The sequence below is a fragment of the Thalassobacter sp. 16PALIMAR09 genome, assembly GCF_000765485.1.
In the GTDB taxonomy this organism is placed as follows: Bacteria; Pseudomonadota; Alphaproteobacteria; order Rhodobacterales; family Rhodobacteraceae; genus Thalassobacter; species Thalassobacter stenotrophicus.
Genome location: NZ_JHAK01000004.1, coordinates 68,901 through 83,893 on the forward strand (window position 1 = coordinate 68,901; position 14,993 = coordinate 83,893).

Consider the following 14,993-nt stretch of genomic DNA (forward strand, 5'->3'; position numbering starts at 1 on the left):
GGCAGCTACCCGTTTTCGCGCAGGATATAGCCCGCCAGATAAAGCGAGCCGCAGATCAAGATGCGGGCATCGGGCGTGTGGGCGATGATCTTACGGATCGCGCTGGCGGCGTCTGTGGCCGTGGTTGCTGTTAATCCTGCGCGGGTTGCGGCCTCGACCGTTTGCTCTGGCGTCAGCGTCGCGGTTTCATCCGGGACGGCAATCGCATGTAGGTGTTCCGCCTGAAGCGGCGTCATGTAGCCCGCGGCATCCTTGGTGTTGAGCATCCCGCAGATCAGGTGCAGCGGTTTGGCTGGAAGCCGTGTGAGCGCCTCTGCCAGTGCGTGGCCCGCTGCGGGGTTATGCCCGCCGTCGAGCCAAACCTCAGCCGCGCCCGCCAGTTCCACCAGTGGGCCAGTGTGCAGGCGCTGCATCCGGGCGGGCCAAGTGGCGTCGCGTACGGCCGCCTCCATCGCGTTATCGTCGAACTTGGCGGCCCCGCTGCGCGCCAGATGGCGTAGGCCCGCAATCACGATGCCCGCGTTTTGCACCTGATGCGCACCGATCAGTGCCGGAAGCGGCAGGTCCAAAAGCCCGTGTTCGTCTTGGAAAATCAGCCGTCCGCGTTCTTCCCAAACGTGCCAATGCTGGCCATAGATCAGGCATGGAGCACCCAAGGCGGCGGCGCGCGCCTCAATCACTTCGAGGGCGTCATCCTCTTGGGGGCCGACGATGCAAGGCACGCCGCGCTTGATAATGCCCGCTTTTTCCGCGGCGATCTTGGCGAGTGTGTCACCGAGAAAGCCTTCGTGGTCCATCGACACAGGTGTGATGACCGTCAGCGCGGGGGTGTCGATGACATTGGTCGCGTCCAATCGCCCGCCAAGCCCGACCTCTAGTAATGTGTAATCAGCGGGGGTGCGGGCAAAGGCCACGAGGGCGGCAACCGTCGTGATCTCAAAGTACGTGATTGGGGTGCCGTTCTGGGCATCGTAGCACGTATCGAGGACTTGGGTCAGGGCGTCTTCGGTGATCAACTCACCTGCCAGTCGGATACGTTCATGGAACCGCGCCAAGTGGGGCGAGGTATAGGCGTGCGCGGTCATGCCAGCCCCCTCAATCCCGGCGCGGAACATGGCCTGCGTCGAACCCTTGCCGTTGGTGCCCGCGATATGGATCACGGGGGGTAGCGAATTTTGCGGGTTGCCGACTTTTTCCAACAGGTCCCAAACGCGGTCCAGCGTTAGGTCGATGATTTTAGGGTGGAGCGTCATCATACGCGCCAACAATGCGTCAGAGGTCATTTCGGGCATGATGTGCAGGCCTTTGGGCGAGAGGGTATGGCAACGCGCGGCAGCGATCAGGCACCGCGCGGCCATGGCCCGCGCCGATCGCTGCGCGGGGTTTAGCTTTTGGGGGCAGGGTCCGAGGGTGCGTCTGCCGCGACACTGGGCGCGGGCGTCTCATCGGGTTTGGGCAGGTCGCCTTTGACCAGCGCGGGCAGCCCCGTGAGCATCCGAATGATCGTCGCCAATTCCTCCTTGAGGTGTTGGCGGTGCGTCACCCGATCGAGCATCCCGTGCTCCAGCAGGTACTCGGCCCGCTGGAACCCTTCTGGCAGAGTTTCGCGGATGGTTTGTTCGATCACGCGTGGACCGGCAAAGCAGATCAGCGCGCCGGGTTCTGCGATTTGGACGTCGCCCAACATCGCGTAGGACGCGGTCACGCCCCCTGTGGTGGGGTGGGTCAGCACGACGATGTAGGGCAGGTTTGCTTCTTTGAGCATTTGGATGGCCACGGTTGTGCGCGGCATCTGCATCAGGCTCAGAATGCCCTCTTGCATCCGTGCGCCGCCTGCGGCCGAAAACAGCACAAGCGGCTTGCGTGTAGCGACTGCGCGTTCGGCGGCGGCGATAATCGCGTTGCCAACGTACATGCCCATCGATCCGGCCATAAAGCCAAAGTCCTGTGCCGCGGCCACGATGGGGGTGCGATAAATCTCACCCTCGGCAATCAGCATTGCCTCACTCTCAAGCGTGGCTTTCTGTGCGGCTTTCAAGCGATCAGGGTACTTCTTTTGATCGCGGAACTGTAGCGGGTCATGCGCAGGGGCAGGGACTTCTAGCTCTGTGAAAATGCCCCCGTCAAACAGCGCCGCAAACCGGTCGCGCGGCGAGATATGCATGTGGTTGTTGCAGTTCGAACAAACGTTCTGGCTATCGCTCAGCTCGCGGTGGAACAGCATCGTTCCGCATTCGTCACATTTGGTCCACAAATTCTCCGGGATCTCCCGGCGGGAGAACAGGGAGTTGATCTTGGGGCGGACGTAGTTGGAAATCCAGTTCATGGTGGCCCTTCGCGCTCAGTTCTTGGTCAGATAACCAGTGTGAGCGAGGTTTGCAATTCACTGTCGCCTGTTGCGTGTGCGCATTGGCGCGACAGGCCTAGGTGTGAGGGTGTTTTCGGTTCGAGTGTGTCCACATCGGGTGGGCCACGGGGTCCTTGGTCGTGAGCAGGTATTTGGCGAACACATCGCGATACGAGCGATAGGTGTAGCCCCCGTTGCGGGCCAAGAAACGCTCTCGGCGGCTGTTGAATACTGCGGGCAGTTGGTGCCACGGCACGCCCGGGTGGGCGTGGTGTACGGCGTGGTAATTGTTGTTTAGGAACAACAGCGCGAGGGGGCCGCGATCTTCGATAATGACAGAGCGTCCGGCAGCGCGCTCATGGGCTTGATGCTCAAGATAGGTGCGGATTTTGAGCAGGGACATCGCGCCATAAGCAGCCAACAGATAGGCCCAGATCGGCAGTGGTGTGGCCCAGATCACCCACGCCAGCGGGACGCCCGCGCCGATCATGTGTAACCCGTAGGAGGCCCAAACCCGCCGATTGCCGCGCAGCATAGCGCGCAGATCGCCTGCGTAAAACGCTGCAAGTCCTAGGATCGGACCAACCAACATCCGCCCAATAAGGGTATTGTTAAACACCGCTAGCTTTTGGCGCCATGCGGGCAGGGCGTTCCAATGAATAATGTCGAGGTAGTTGGTCTCGGGATCGTCGTAGGGGTCCGTCAGGTTGGGGTCGTAGTGATGGGCAAGGTGCGTATCCTTGAACCGCAGATAGGGGATGAACAGCCCCAGCGCCGGAAAGACGGTCGCGTCGCTGAGCGTTTGGTTGCGGAATGGGTGGCCGTGCAGGACCTCATGCTGAAGCGACGAATGTAGCCCAATGGTTGCGGCCAAAGCCGGAATGATCACCCACATTGGAAGGGACGCGGCGGCCAGTGTGAGGCCGACAAAGGTGGCGTACACAAGTATCAAAAGGGCCAGAGTGGGGGCCTCGTCGCGCATTGCCATGGTGCTACCTATCCTCGTCCAGCGGGTATGTGGGGGTCGCGAGGGCCTGTTGCGCGCAACGGCTTTGGGCGCGGCTGTGCAGGTTTGTGCGACTGAGCGAGTTATGCGTGGATTTGGTCATTGCGCAACCAAAAGTTGCGCAGCGCCGGAATTAGGTGCGCGCGGTTGTGACTCTAATCACGACCCGCAACACCGCCCAGAGCGACAGTGTGACCGCCATATCCCGCGCAATCAGCGGCAGCAGCGTTGCGGTGTCTGCGGCCGTAAACGGTGTTGTGTATAGGGCAAGGCCCGATAGTGGGCCGTCCAGCGCCACGATCAGCAAGGCGAAGGCGTTGTTGGCAAAGTGAAACCCCCAAGCCACGCCAATGTTGCCCGTCACTCGGGTCAGGTCCGCGGCCAACAGCCCGAACAACCCGGTCGCGGCCACGGTCAGCCACGCAATGCTGGCGTCGGCGCTTGCGTTGAAATGCAGCAGGCCAAAGATTGCGCTGGGCAGCACGGCCCAGATCAGCGGCGATTTGAACCGTGCGGCCAGTTGTTGTTGCAAATAGCCGCGAAACAAGACCTCTTCCGCGCCGGTTTGAATGAGCAGTCCCAACAGCGCGAGCGGTAAGAACGCCAACCAAACAGAGGCGTCTACGTTTGGCACCGGCGCATAGCCCGGATCAATCAACAGGACCGACAATCCGATGATCCCGCCAACAACGCTCGCCCCAAGGACAAAGCCGCGCAGCACACCGCGCATTGGTCCGAACACGGTCGTAGCGGGGCGTTTGTGCAGGACTTTGGCCGCGATCATCGGGCCAATTGCCATGCCGCTGAACGTCGCCAAGACCAATAGAACGGCGCCGGGCGTGTTGCCCGCCGTCAACCGCGCCGACCACATGACCATCGCGTCAAACCCGGCACTTGCCCAGATCACGCCGAGTAGGGCGAGGATACCGCCAAAATAGACCGCAATGATCAGCATGATCCCCACCAGCAACCGCCAAATGTGCGGCTGGCTTTGGGCGGGGGCTACAAAGCGGGCATGAGGGCTATTTTGATGCATAACGTGGGTCATGGGTGTCAGATAGGTGATCAAAGCCGGTGCGGCAATCGCGCTTGTTTGTCCGAACCTTGGCGGGTATTGCTTCGCCCAAGAGTATGTGAGGAGAGACCCGATGACCAACCGTCCGGTGGATAAAACCAACCTTCCCAGCCGTCACGTGACCGAAGGCCCGCAGCGCGCGCCACACCGGTCGTATTTTTACGCCATGGGTTTGGATGAAAAAGAAATCCACCAGCCGTGGGTTGGTGTCGCCACCTGCTGGAACGAAGCCGCGCCTTGCAACATCGCGCTAAACCGTCAGGCGCAGGCCGTTAAGGTCGGGGTCAAGCGCGCCGAAGGCACGCCGCGTGAGTTCACCACAATCACCGTGACCGACGGAATTGCGATGGGCCACGAGGGCATGCGGTCTTCGCTCGCGTCGCGCGATGCGATTGCTGACACGGTTGAGTTGACGATGCGCGGCCACTGCTATGACGCGATTGTGGGTCTTGCTGGGTGCGATAAATCCCTGCCGGGCATGATGATGGCGATGGTGCGTTTGAACACGCCGTCGGTGTTCATCTATGGCGGTTCGATCCTTCCGGGTCGGCTTGAGGGCAAGGACGTCACCGTTCAGGACGTCTTTGAGGCCGTTGGCAAACACCAAGCGGGCAACCTCAGCGACGCTGAGTTGGAAGTTTTGGAACGTGTGGCGTGTCCTTCGGCGGGTGCTTGTGGTGGCCAGTTCACTGCCAACACGATGGCTTGCGTGTCCGAGGCGATTGGCCTGGCGCTCATGAACTCATCGGGTGCGCCAGCCCCCTATGAAAGCCGCGATGAATACGGCGTTGCGTCCGGCATTGCCGTGATGAACCTGATTGAGAAAAACATCCGCGCGCGTGACGTCGTGACCCGTAAATCGCTGGAAAATGCGGCGCGTGTTGTGGCCTGTACTGGTGGCTCAACCAACGCTGGTCTGCACTTGCCCGCGATTGCCCACGAAGCTGGTATCGACTTTGACCTGATGGATGTCTGCGATATCTTCCGCGACACGCCGTATTTTGTCGACCTGAAGCCAGGTGGCCAATATGTCGCCAAAGACCTGTACGAGGCTGGCGGTGTGCCCGTCGTTCTGAAGGAACTGCGCAAAGCGGGCCTGATGCACGAAGACTGCATGACCGCGACCGGTTTCTCGATGGGTGAGGAACTGGACAAGATCACCCGTGAGGCCGATGGCCGCGTAATCTATCCGGTTGAAAAGCCACTGACAGCGTCCGGTGGTGTTGTTGGCCTGCAAGGCAACCTTGCCCCTGAAGGTGCCATCGTAAAGGTCGCGGGCATCGCCCCCGAGGACCAAGTGTTTACCGGCCCTGCACACGTGTTCGAATGCGAAGAAGACGCGTTTGCCGCCGTCAAAGCGCGCCAGTACGAAATGGGCGAAGTGTTTGTCATCCGTAACGAAGGCCCCGCAGGGGGGCCCGGTATGCGCGAAATGCTGGCCACGACGGCGGCTCTGTCCGGGCAAGGCGTGGGCAAAGAGATCGCATTGATCACCGATGGTCGTTTTTCGGGCGCGACACGCGGGTTCTGCGTGGGTCACGTCGGCCCCGAGGCTGCGCACTGCGGGCCGATCGGGCTGTTGAAAGACGGCGACATGATCACGATCAACGCCATTACGGGTGAGTTGTCGGTCGATCTGACGGACGAAGAACTCGCGGCCCGTAAGGCTGCGTGGACTGGCCCGCGCAAAACGATCTACGCCTCGGGCGCTTTGTACAAATACGCAAAGCTCGTGGGTGGTGCCAGAAAGGGTGCGGTCACGCATCCCGGTGCCGCTGAGGAAGAGCACATCTATATGGACCTCTAACGGGTCAAGAACCTTGAATCGCCGCCCCGCACTGGTCATGGTGACCGCAGACAAGCGGTAAAATCCGTGACAGTGCTGGGGCAAGGCATGAGTAGGTATGTTAAAACTGCGCTTTGCGCAGCTGTGTGTTTCATGGTTTCCGGCTGCGCGGATTTCTTGGCTGTTAGCCGGGGTATTCCTGTTCAGATGCAGGTGACTGTGGCTGATGGCTCGGTTGTTGTTGCCGGGCCGCGCGGGTTTTGCGTTGATCCAAAAAGCACGCGGACCGTCGGCAACGTGCCCTTTGTGATGATGGGCAATTGCGCGGCGATCTCGGGCGATGGGCGTGCCCCGCAACCCGGGATTGAGGCCGTGCTGACAGCTACGGTGGCGACGTTAGCCCCGAATTTCACGTTTGACAGCAATGATCCCGCCTTGCCGATCTTTTTTGAAGGTGATGCGGGGCGTGCGGCGCTGAGCCGAGCGGGGGATCCGCGCACCGTCGAGGTGATCGAGAGTTTCGCGCGCGGGTCCGTGTTTTACGTCCATGCGCGCGATACCAGCCCCGCGCCGGTCGATAATATCGACGAAACCCATTGGCGTGCGATTTTTGGGGTGAATGGGCGCGTTGTCTCAGCCTCGGTGCTGGATTTCAAAGGCAGCGCACTAAGCCCTGAGCGGAGCCTCAACGTATTGACACGCTTCGCGAACCGTATCCGTACCCAAAGTGTGGGGCGGGGGACTGAGGTGCGCGTGGCCGCTGCGCCAGTGCCGGTTGCATTGGGTGGGCAGTTGCGCCCGCTGCCGCGCCCGGATGGCAGGTCCGCTGTCGTGCCGGCTGTTCAGGTTGCACCGCCCGGGAACCGCCCCGTGGCGCGGCCTAGCGCGCCTGCGACCCCCAAAGCCACGCAACCAGTCTTTCCACCGATTGGGTTTTTGCGACGTCTGTTCGGGTGATCTGTCTGCTCTAACTTTTCCATGACGCTGCGTTCGGGGTGACGGCTTTGTCGGCCTCTGACAGTCTGGCGCAAACCGGGGGAGAAAAACACACATGACCGCCTATCCGCATATGCTGGCACCGTTGGACTTGGGCTTTACCACGCTGAAAAATCGCGTGCTGATGGGGTCCATGCACACGGGTTTGGAAGAAACCAAGGATTGGCCGCGTGTCGCGCAATTCTATGCAGAGCGCGTGCGTGGGCAGGCCGCATTGATCGTGACAGGCGGCATGGCCCCGAACCGCGAGGGCGGTGTGTTTCCTGGCGCGGCGGGGCTGTTCACGCCCGAGGATATTGCGAACCACCGGATTGTGACGGACGCTGTCCATGCCGAGGGCGGCAAGATCGCGATGCAAATTCTGCACGCGGGGCGCTATGCCTATAGCCCGGATTGTGTGGGGCCATCGCCGGTGAAATCGCCCATTTCCCCGTTTGCCCCGAAAGAACTGGACGAAGTGGGGATTGAGAAACAGATTTCCGACATTGCGACCGCAGCGGAGCGTGCGCGCGAAGCTGGCTACGACGGGGTCGAGGTGATGGGGTCTGAGGGCTATTTCCTGAACCAGTTTCTTGTGACGCATACCAATCGGCGCACGGACCGTTGGGGCGGGAGCTATGAGAACCGCATGCGTCTACCCCTAGAAGTTCTGCGCCGTGTGCGCGCGGCGGTGGGTGACGATTTTATTGTGATCTACAGGCTTAGCATGATCGACCTGATCCCAAATGGCTCCACCTGGGAAGAGGTCGTGCAGCTCGCCCGCGAGGTTGAGAAATACGCTACTATTATTAACACCGGGATCGGCTGGCATGAGGCTCGCGTGCCCACAATTGCCACCTCAGTCCCGCGCCGTGCGTTTACTTGGGTGACGCAAAAGTTAATGGGTGAGGTGTCTATTCCGATCATTACCTCGAACCGAATTAACTCCCCCGAAGTGGCCGAGGGCGTGTTGGCGGATGGTTGCGCGGACATGGTATCGATGGCGCGGCCGTTCCTTGCGGATGCGGATTTCGTCGCAAAAGCTATGGCAGGACAGGCCGATCAGATTGCGCCATGTATCGCGTGCAACCAAGCATGCTTGGACCACACGTTTAGTGGCAAGATGTCTTCGTGCTTGGTTAATCCGCGCGCGTGCCATGAAACGGAGATCACGATCGTGCCGGCTTCTGTGCCGCGGCGGGTCGCGGTCGTTGGGGCAGGGGCGGCAGGTATGGCGGCGGCCATGACTGCGGCGCAACGTGGCCACAGCGTGACGGTTTTTGAAAAATCAGACCGTATTGGCGGACAATTGAACATGGCCCGAGTCATTCCGGGCAAGGAAGAATTCCACGGCTTGGTCGCTTGGTTTGAGACAATGGCCGAGAGATTAAGTCTCGATCTGCGCCTTAATTCTGCCGCAAGTGTTGAGGCGTTAACCCAGTTTGATGATGTGATTATCGCGACAGGTGTCACCCCGCGGGACCCAGAGATCTTGGGTCAGGACGGCCCTAACGTTGTGACCTATATCGACGTTCTGGCTGGTGGGGCGCAGGTTGGTGAACGGGTTGCCGTCATCGGTGCAGGTGGCATTGGCTTCGACGTTGCGGAGTATCTGACACATGCAGGCGATAGCCCGACCGAGGTGCCTGCACTTTGGCAAAAGGAATGGGGCGTGACCGACCCGTCGCTTCACCGCGGTGGTGTTGCCCCCGAAGGTCCGCAACCCGAAGCGCCCGCCCGGCAAGTCACGCTATTGCAGCGAAAAAGTGAGAAAATAGGGAAGCGTTTGGGCAAGACGACGGGTTGGATCCACCGTGCAAGCCTCAAGATGAAACAGGTCAAGATGCTGGCCGGTGTGAGCTACGAACGGATTGACGCAGAGGGTGTCCATGTCCGCGTTGGCGACGATCTGCGGCTCATTGAGGCTGATACTGTTGTGCTGTGTGCGGGGCAGGTGCCTGAACGGTCTTTGGCCGATGCTTTGACCGCAAGGGGCGTTACGTGCCACGTGATCGGGGGGGCTGATGTGGCCGCCGAGTTGGACGCAAAACGAGCCATTGATCAGGGCACTCGACTGGCCGCTACGCTATGAGTTGTTAACCATTATATGGCAACAATGATCCTCTAGACGCCATTAAGCATCCCTTAAAGAACCCTGTTAATGGCTTCGCAGCGGCACAGCTTCGCCCCAATTGGCGGGGATAACTGGGTTACTGCAACTCGTGTGTCTGAGGTGACAAATGGATCGTTTAACGGAAATGGAGGCCTTCGCGACAGTCGTCGATCAGGGAGGTTTCACAGATGCGGCCAAGAAGATGGGGATTTCAAAATCCGCTGTCTCAAAGCATGTCTCGTCACTGGAAACGCGTTTGGGTGCACGATTGTTGAACCGAACAACGCGAAGGGTGAGCCCGACTGAAATCGGCCTCGCCTATTACGACCGCGCCCGTCGTGTTTTGAACGATGCAGGAGAGGCTGACGCACTTGTCACGGCCATGCAATCCGCGCCTTCGGGGTTGTTGCGGGTGTCCGCTGCCACGGACTTTGGCGTTAACCATTTGTCGCCTGCGTTAGGGGGCTTCCTGCATGAGTTTCCTGACATCACGGTTAATATGGTCCTAAACAACCGCTATGTTGAGTTAATCTCTGAAGGGTTCGACTTGGCGGTTAGAATTGGTGAGTTGGAGGACAGCTCGCTCAGGGCACGAAAGCTGGCTGATACGCACAAAATGATGATCGCCTCGCCGAAGTATTTTGAGGAATACGGTCGCCCGGAAAAAATCGACGATCTGAATGAGCACAAGCTGCTGCACTACTCAAACCAGGCCAGCGGCAATGTGTGGAAGCTGACGGCGCCCTCGGGTGAAAAACGTCAGGTGCGATCGGCAGGTTGGTTAACGGTGAATGACGGGCAATCCCTGTTGAATGCGGCTATCAATGGCTTGGGCATCGCGTTCTTGCCCAGTTTTCTCTACTCAGATGCGCTGCGTGAAGGCCTGTTGGAGCCCGCGATCAAGGACCTACCGGTAGAGACGCAGGGCATTTACGCGGTCTATCCGCCGGGCCGCTACACGCAGCCCAAAGTGCGCGCGTTCATTGATTTTCTTGTCGAGCAGTTCAAGGACCGTGGTCCGGATGAGTGGTAAGTGATGACGCACGAATGAGCAGTTTCAACGGGTTGGGCGCCGTTCCAACCCGTTTTCCTTTGCTCAGCCTATTCGGCGGTTTCCGTCAGGATGACCTCAACCCGGCGGTTCTGGGCGCGGCCTTCACTGGTGAGGTTGCTTGCTCGGGGGGCTAAAAACCCAATCCCACGCGCTGCGACTTGATCCTCTGATACGCCCAGTTCTGTGATCAGGTACCTGCGTACGGCCTCGGCTCGGGCTTCAGAGAGCAGAACGTTTGGTTCCAAATCGCCCTCGGCGTCCGTGTGGCCCACCAATGCGACGGCGTCGCCCGGTGCGGCGGCCAGATGCTGGGCCAGCGCCTCAAGCGAGGTAAATTTTATTGCAGCCAAGCTGGCGGATCCGGTGTCGAACACGACATCATCCAAGATCGCAACACCGTCTGCACGCAGGGCCGCGCCGATGCCTGATGCGTCGATCCGTGTGGATTTGGTAACGGTTAGGTCAGGGGCTGCCTTCGCACCGCCGATCACATCCATTTGCACCATATAGCCGGTGCCTGCGCGGCTGACCAACAGGCTCAGCACCGCATCATCCGTGGTATTTATGGCCGTCAGGTAGTGAAAATCGCTGAGGTCGACGAACATGGTGGGGGCAGGTTCAACCTCAATCCCGAAGCGGAAATCATAACCACCGCAGGACTGGGTGGCGCAGGAAAACTCTACCTCAAACCCATCGCTTTGGATCTGTTCCCGAAACTGGGTCAGAAGTGCCGTGCTGCTGTCGTAGGTGTCCACGCCCCAGATCAATCGAGTGTGGGGCCCTTCGCGTGGGGTGACGGGGACTGCGCCTTGTTCGACCGGGCCGACAGCCAGATAGTGCACCGCCAGCGGCGATGTTTCGCGAAAACTGATGTCGCCGGGCACGGCCAAGTCCAGCGCGAGCGCGGGCCCACCCATTAGGAGGGCGGTGGCCAAAGGCCCGGCGGTTCTCACCGGGCTTGTCCGTGATAATCGGCGTTTGGCGTCATGGCTGTGGCCGATGCCACCCGGTTCGACATGTTGAAAAAGCCTGCCACGCCCGCAAGATCCCAGATGTCCCGGTCGCTGAGGCCCGCGTCGCGCAGGGCTGCGCGGTCAGGCTCTTCTATGGTGGCAGAGGCGCGTGTCATCTTGACTGCGAAATCCAGCATTGCGCGTTGGCGCGGGGTGATATCGGCCACGCGGTAGTTCATGACCAAGGCCTCGCCCAGTTCTGGCTGGCCGGACAGCTGGCGCACCGCTGCCCCGTGGGCCACGAGGCAATAAAAGCATTTGTTCTCAGCTGAGACGACGACGGCGATCATCTCACGCTCAAGCTTGGATAGCCCGGATGGCGCGAGCATCAGGTCGTTATAAAGAGCGGTGAAGGCGTTTAGTTTTTCGACATCAAAGGCATAGGCGCGCAGAACGTTGGGTACGAAGCCCAGCTTTTCGACGCAGATGTCGAAGTAGCGTTGTGTCTCAGCGGGCAGGTCGGCCTGCGGCAGGTCAAGGGCGGTGGGCAGATCGGGTGTTGTCATCGGTCTCACTCTGGGGCGCGTCTATAATGATAGTGTCCCACAAGCTGGGCGCCTTGGGAAGTATAGGCAGCGTTGGCGGGGGTGTTTGCGCGGGTTGTGACCATCGAAATCTCATCCCCGCCATTGGCTGCGGTCCAATGGCACGCGGCGCGCAGCATCCATGCGGATACGCCTTGCCGCCGGTGGGCGGAGGCCACCTCTACTGCGTGCATCATTGCGGTTGTTCCGTGCAGCCCGACATAGGCGACACCTGCCGCGCGGTCACCCGCACGGCCAAGAACCGTGGTTTTGGGGCAAGCCGCTCGCTCCATCACGGCGCGGCGGGCGGGGCTGATGCCGCCTGCATCCCACAGGTCGTCCATAATCGCGAGGCGGGGCCACATGGCAAATGCCTTGGCGTAGGGCAGCGGTTCGGTGATCAGTGGGGCGATGGGCAGGGCGTAAATAACCGATGGGTCCTCAACGACATAGCCACGCGCGGCGAGGGCCTCATCAAGGCGGTCCTCACCGGGTTTGACCATGAAGAGCGGACGCTGTTGGACCGCACGTGCGGCGGCAACGGCGCGATCAATATCCGCGTCCTCCCACGGTTCAATCGCTGAGATCGATGACACCCGGCTGCCCGCGCCCACCGTCTGGCGCAGGCGCCATGGCCCCTCGGTCACATAGCGTTCGGCGGGCCATGTCGCGTCGATGACGTCAAAGTAGTTGGCTTTTGTCATGCAAGGGCCGCTTCGAGTGCGGCCATCGCCGCGTCTAGGGCCGCCTCATCCGGGCCGCGCAGCACAAGGTTGGCACCATAAACGCCATCCTTCTGGAACGGATAAGAGCCAAAGGAGATATCCGGGTATTGGGCCGCGACCTCACCCAAGGGACCCGCAAGGTCGCCCTCGCCGCGCATCATCCGCAGGGTGCGCGACACAAGCGGCTGGCCACCGGTCAGTGTGGGCAGAACGCTTTGCACCATTGCTTGGAACACGCTGGGCACCCCAGCCATGACATGCACGTTTTCGAGGGTAAATCCGGGTGCGACCGAGACCGGATTGTCGATCAGGGTGGCTCCATCGGGGATGCGTGCCATGCGCAGGCGCGCGGCATTCAGCTCAGATCCTTGGCGGTCATAGTGGGCCTGCAAGAGGGCGCGGGCATCATCACGGACGTCGACATGTACCCCAAAGGCTGCACCGATGGCGTCAGCGGTGATGTCGTCATGGGTCGGCCCGATCCCGCCAGAGGTGAACACATGGGCATAATCGGCGCGCAGCGCGTTCAGCGCGCGAACGATGGCGGGTTGATCATCCGACACAACCCGAACCTCTGTCAGGTCGATGCCATGGGCGGTCAGCTGCCCTGCAAGGTGGTGCATATTAGCGTCGCGCGTGCGCCCGGATAGGATTTCATCGCCGATCACCAGCATTGCGGCCGTGGGGTTTGCTGCGGATTGGGCCATGCTCGGGCCTCCCTTGTTGTCTGTTAAACAAGGGTATAGGGCGAGGCCATGGAGTTTGCCACGCCTTTGATCCGCGCCACGCTGCTGCGCCGTTACAATCGCTTTTTGTCCGATATCCAGTTGGCGGACGGAACCGAGACGCGCGCCCATTGTCCTAATCCGGGCTCGATGATGGGACTCAAGGACGCAGGTACTCCGATTTGGGTGGAGCCGAATGATGATCCCAAGAAAAAGCTAAAATACGGCTGGCGGCTGAGCGAATTGCCAGAGGGTCAGATGGTGTGCATCGACACCTCTTTGCCGAACCGTGTGGTGGGAGAGGCATTGCACAGCGGGCAGGTGGCTGAGTTGGCTGGCTACAGCCAGATCCGCGCAGAGGTGCCTTATGGCACGAAAAGCCGCGTGGATTTTTTGCTGTCAGGGGGCGCTTTGCCTGATGCCTATGTTGAGGTGAAAAACGTGACTCTGTGCCGGGACGGGAATTGGGCTGAGTTCCCTGATTCCGTGACTGCCCGAGGCGCAAAACACTTGCGCGAATTGTCGGATATGGCGGCTACGGGGCACCGCGCGGTTATGCTATACCTTGTGCAACGAACCGATTGCCGACGCTTGCGTATGGCGGCGGACCTTGATCCAGCGTATGCAGCGGCGTTCGATGCCGCGCGTGATGCAGGGGTGGAGATGTTGTGCTACGGCACCCAAATCTCAGCCGAAGGGATTTGGCTCAGCGACGCTTTGCCCGTCGAATTACACGACCACGCCACTGGATAAATCGTCCCAAAAGGCGTAGTGAAAAGATGAAATTGAAGGAGCATACCCGTGGATGACTACCGGGGCAGATTGACCAAAGATGGCATCCGTATCCATGAGGACGCGGATTTCGCTGGCATGCACGCGGCAGGCAAATTGGCCGCCCAAATTCTTGATAATATCGCCCCTCTGGTTGTGCCCGGCGTGACCACTGAGGCGCTTGATAAAGCGATCGAGGATCAGGTGAATGCCGCTGGTGCGACATCCGCCACCATCGGGTACAAGGGCTACAAACACGCCTCGTGCATTTCGATCAACCATGTGGTCTGTCATGGCATCCCAAGCGCCAAGACACTGAAAGACGGCGATATTTTGAATATCGATGTCACGGTCATTGTCGATGGTTGGTTTGGTGATACCAGCCGGATGTACGTCGCAGGTAAGCTACCGCGTAAAGCGGAACGGCTAATCCAGGTCACTCACGATGCGCTGTTTAAGGGCATTGAGGCGGTCAAGCCCGGCAATACCTTTGGTGATATCGGCCACGCGATCCAAGCCTATGTCGAAGCGCACCGCATGTCCGTTGTCCGCGATTTTTGTGGTCACGGGTTGGGGCGGGTGTTTCACGCACCCCCTAACGTGCTGCACTATGGTCGCGAAGGGTCTGGCCCTGTGTTGGAAGAAGGCATGTTCTTTACGATTGAGCCGATGGTTAATTTGGGCCGTCCAGAGACCAAGGTTTTGGCCGATGATTGGACTGCTGTGACCCGTGACAAGTCACTGTCGGCGCAGTTCGAGCATTCTATCGGGGTGACGGCTACGGGATGTGAGATTTTCACTCTGTCGCCTTCGGGCCGGTTCCATCCCACTTATGAGCTGTAGGGCGTAAAAACCGCTGCGTTCGTAACGGTTTATTTA

The 14,993-nt window shown here is 60.0% G+C and carries 14 protein-coding genes; 6 read left to right on the top strand and 8 right to left on the bottom strand.

What is annotated here, in order from left to right; genetic code table 11:
• Positions 1–5 precede the first annotated feature (5 nt).
• The 4 genes from PM04_RS09905 to PM04_RS09920 all read right to left on the bottom strand — a co-directional run bounded on the left by PM04_RS09905 (position 6) and on the right by PM04_RS09920 (position 4,389).
• The gene (locus tag PM04_RS09905) at positions 6–1,292 is read right to left on the bottom strand and encodes a folylpolyglutamate synthase/dihydrofolate synthase family protein (RefSeq protein WP_038006625.1); all 1,287 of its coding nucleotides are present in this window, start codon (positions 1,290–1,292) and stop codon (positions 6–8) included.
• A gap of 92 nt (positions 1,293–1,384) precedes the next feature.
• On the bottom strand, positions 1,385–2,326 hold the full coding sequence (gene accD, locus PM04_RS09910; protein WP_038006266.1) for an acetyl-CoA carboxylase, carboxyltransferase subunit beta: 942 nt from the start codon (positions 2,324–2,326) through the stop codon (positions 1,385–1,387).
• 97 nt (positions 2,327–2,423) lie between these two features.
• A complete protein-coding gene (locus PM04_RS09915; protein WP_038006268.1) occupies positions 2,424–3,335 on the bottom strand; it encodes a fatty acid desaturase in 912 nt (303 codons plus the stop codon).
• A gap of 151 nt (positions 3,336–3,486) precedes the next feature.
• A complete protein-coding gene (locus PM04_RS09920) occupies positions 3,487–4,389 on the bottom strand; it encodes a CPBP family intramembrane glutamic endopeptidase (protein ID WP_038006270.1) in 903 nt (300 codons plus the stop codon).
• Between the two features lie 112 nt (positions 4,390–4,501).
• Between PM04_RS09920 and ilvD the strand changes: the two genes are divergently transcribed.
• From ilvD to PM04_RS09940, 4 genes are all read left to right on the top strand, one after another.
• Positions 4,502–6,235, top strand: coding sequence for a dihydroxy-acid dehydratase (ilvD, locus tag PM04_RS09925; RefSeq protein ID WP_038006272.1), 1,734 nt, complete (start codon positions 4,502–4,504; stop codon positions 6,233–6,235).
• Between the two features lie 87 nt (positions 6,236–6,322).
• Positions 6,323–7,171: a hypothetical protein gene (locus PM04_RS09930; RefSeq protein WP_152593992.1), complete on the top strand. Its 849-nt coding sequence runs from the start codon at positions 6,323–6,325 to the stop codon at positions 7,169–7,171.
• Positions 7,172–7,265: 94 nt separating this feature from the next.
• Positions 7,266–9,281, top strand: coding sequence for an NADPH-dependent 2,4-dienoyl-CoA reductase (locus PM04_RS09935; RefSeq protein ID WP_038006277.1), 2,016 nt, complete (start codon positions 7,266–7,268; stop codon positions 9,279–9,281).
• Between the two features lie 148 nt (positions 9,282–9,429).
• Positions 9,430–10,335 carry a LysR family transcriptional regulator gene (locus tag PM04_RS09940; RefSeq protein WP_038006279.1) on the top strand — a complete coding sequence of 302 codons (906 nt, stop codon included), beginning with the start codon at positions 9,430–9,432 and terminating at the stop codon, positions 10,333–10,335.
• A gap of 68 nt (positions 10,336–10,403) precedes the next feature.
• Here PM04_RS09940 and PM04_RS09945 read toward each other — a convergent pair whose 3' ends face one another.
• From PM04_RS09945 to PM04_RS09960, 4 genes are read right to left on the bottom strand one after another with little or no spacing between them, the layout of a single operon-like run.
• Positions 10,404–11,309 (bottom strand): OmpA family protein, encoded by a 906-nt coding sequence (locus PM04_RS09945; RefSeq protein ID WP_052077298.1) that lies wholly within the window; start codon positions 11,307–11,309, stop codon positions 10,404–10,406.
• Entirely contained in the window at positions 11,306–11,875 is a 570-nt protein-coding gene (locus PM04_RS09950; protein ID WP_038006281.1) for a peroxidase-related enzyme, read from the bottom strand. Before PM04_RS09950 ends, PM04_RS09945 begins: the two co-directional genes overlap by 4 nt.
• Before the next feature lie 5 nt (positions 11,876–11,880).
• Entirely contained in the window at positions 11,881–12,597 is a 717-nt protein-coding gene (locus PM04_RS09955) for an N-acetyltransferase (protein ID WP_038006284.1), read from the bottom strand.
• Positions 12,594–13,325, bottom strand: a complete 732-nt coding sequence (locus tag PM04_RS09960) for a molybdopterin-binding protein (RefSeq protein ID WP_038006286.1) — start codon at positions 13,323–13,325, stop codon at positions 12,594–12,596. Before PM04_RS09960 ends, PM04_RS09955 begins: the two co-directional genes overlap by 4 nt.
• 48 nt (positions 13,326–13,373) lie before the next feature.
• Here PM04_RS09960 and sfsA point away from each other — a divergent pair, with 48 nt between their 5' ends.
• Positions 13,374–14,096, top strand: a complete 723-nt coding sequence (gene sfsA, locus PM04_RS09965; RefSeq protein ID WP_038006288.1) for a DNA/RNA nuclease SfsA — start codon at positions 13,374–13,376, stop codon at positions 14,094–14,096.
• Between the two features lie 48 nt (positions 14,097–14,144).
• Entirely contained in the window at positions 14,145–14,957 is an 813-nt protein-coding gene (gene map, locus PM04_RS09970; RefSeq protein ID WP_038006289.1) for a type I methionyl aminopeptidase, read from the top strand.
• The last annotated feature ends 36 nt before the right edge of the window (positions 14,958–14,993 follow it).